This window comes from uncultured Eudoraea sp. (assembly GCF_947258925.1).
GTDB lineage: Bacteria > Bacteroidota > Bacteroidia > Flavobacteriales > Flavobacteriaceae > Eudoraea.
Genome location: NZ_CAMYKG010000080.1, coordinates 1 through 2,093, shown reverse-complemented (window position 1 = coordinate 2,093; position 2,093 = coordinate 1). Strand labels below are relative to the sequence as shown.

The window sequence follows — 2,093 nt, the reverse complement described above, 5'->3', positions numbered from 1 at the left end:
ATCTCTGCAGTAGGAAGCTGTTCCTGCCAATACTGGGTTTGTTCTTCCAGTGTTTGCTGATCCGAAACATCAATTTTGTTAAGCAATAGCAGTACCGGGATCTTACTTTTTTTTAGTTTTTCAAGAAAAGTGGCGTCTTTCAATGCTTTTTCACCCAGTTCTACCATATAAATAAGGATATCTGCATCTTCAAAAGCCGATTTTACAAAGTTCATCATGGAATCCTGCAACTCGTATGCAGGTTTAATAATCCCCGGAGTATCTGAAAGAATTACCTGAAAATCCTCGCCGTTAACGATTCCCAGGATGCGATGTCTGGTAGTCTGCGCCTTAGCTGTGATAATAGAAAGTTTCTCACCTATAAAAGCATTCATAAGGGTAGATTTACCCACATTTGGGTTCCCAATGATATTTACATAACCTGCTTTATGAGCCATTATACTTTTATTTTTGAAAAATAAGTCGTCATTGCCTTGTTTACTCCCGGGGACAAATACAACACAGCAATCATATTGGGGATTACCATGAGCGCAAATGAAAGATCAATTAAATTAACTACAAGGTCTACAGAAGCCACTGCTGCAAAGGTAATACTCCCTACGTAGATGTAATTATAAAGTTTCCCCGTTTTAACATTGGTTAAAAAGGAAAGACATTTGGTGCCGTAATAGGAGTAGGTAAAAAGAGTAGAAAGTGCAAACGCAGATACTATGATCATTAAAAGCACATCTCCAAAGCCAAAAAGCGATTTCTTAAATGCGATGAGGGTCATCACAATTCCGTTGCTCTCAGCATCTAAATAAGCCCCGCTTAAAATAATGACCACTGCGGTTAGGGTACACACCACAATCGTATCTATAAACGGGCCCAGCATGGCTACCAAGCCCTCTTGAATAGGTTCTTTGGTTTTGGACTGTCCATGGTACATAGGCGCATTACCAACCCCTGATTCATTGGAAAAAACAGCCCTTCGTATGCCTATTATTATGAGACCCCATAATCCTCCCTGTACAGCAGTTTCAATATTAAATGCTTCCACCAGGATTAATTTTAATGACGGCCAAATCTCAGCAGCGTTCATTCCCATGATCACTATAACGGCGAACAAATATAAAAGGACCATAAAAGGAACAATTGCCGTGGCAACTTTAGCAATTTTTTTAAGGCCCCCGAAAATTACGAAGGAAGTGATCACACTAAGTACAAGCCCTATTCCCAATTTCCAATTGAAGTCACCTAATACTGCTATGGTTTCGTTGGGGTTAATGACCCCCATTAAAGTTTGAGTAAACTGATTTGTCGTAAATCAAAGGCCTGGCCTTTTTGCCCATACCCATGGTAATGTAGTACATCGGCCCTCCCTGCAAATTGCCTTCATCATCTTTATCGCGATACATAATAGCAAGGCTACAGGAATAAAATTTAATACAAATCCCTACCAGGGCAGTCATCCAAATCCAGAACACAACACCCGGTCCACCCAGATAAATGGCTATGGCCACCCCTGAAATATTTCCAAGTCCCACGGTAGCCGCTACGGCGGAAGACAGGGCCTGTAGGTGACTAACTTCGCCGGGATCATCGGGATTATCGTATTTCCCTGAGGTAATTTGAATGGCATGTTTAAAGTAACGATAGGGTAGTAATTTTGAATAAGCAACCAGGTAAAGCCCTCCCCCGACTATTAAAAAAAGCATTACCCATTCGGTATAAGGAAGTACGCCTGCCAAAAAATTATTAATAATCTCCATAAAGAATTAAAGCCTCGAAGTTATGGAATTTACGCTTGTTAGGGCATTATTGAAATAAATAATTAAGGCTTGAAGTTTTGAATATCCTAAAAAAGCATCGTATATTTGCCGTCCACATCGCGGGGTAAAGCAGTATCCTTCGATTCCTCAGGACAGGGTACCTACTCTTCCTTGGGGAAAGAACAAAAAATACTGCCAATAAAATATTGAAAGTCCACATCGCGGGGTAGATCAGTAGGTAGATCGTCGGGCTCATAACCCGAAGGTCGCTGGTTCGAGTCCAGTCCCCGCTACAAAGAAAACCAGATATGAAAGTATCTGGTTTTTTTATGGAACAAACGG

1 protein-coding gene, 1 tRNA gene and 1 pseudogene are annotated in these 2,093 nt (G+C 40.9%); 1 reads left to right on the top strand and 2 read right to left on the bottom strand.

Annotated features, from left to right (window positions below):
• On the bottom strand, positions 1 to 437 hold a 437-nt coding region (gene era, locus Q0X77_RS15365), incomplete at its 3' end, for a GTPase Era (RefSeq protein ID WP_297798688.1).
• A pseudogene (locus Q0X77_RS15360) lies at positions 437 to 1,751 on the bottom strand (alanine/glycine:cation symporter family protein). The pseudogene Q0X77_RS15360 and the gene era, both read right to left, overlap by 1 nt.
• Positions 1,752 to 1,971: 220 nt before the next feature.
• On the opposite strand from Q0X77_RS15360, the gene Q0X77_RS15355 reads away from it, so the two are divergent.
• Positions 1,972 to 2,044: transfer RNA gene (locus tag Q0X77_RS15355), tRNA-Met, on the top strand.
• The last annotated feature ends 49 nt before the right edge of the window (positions 2,045 to 2,093 follow it).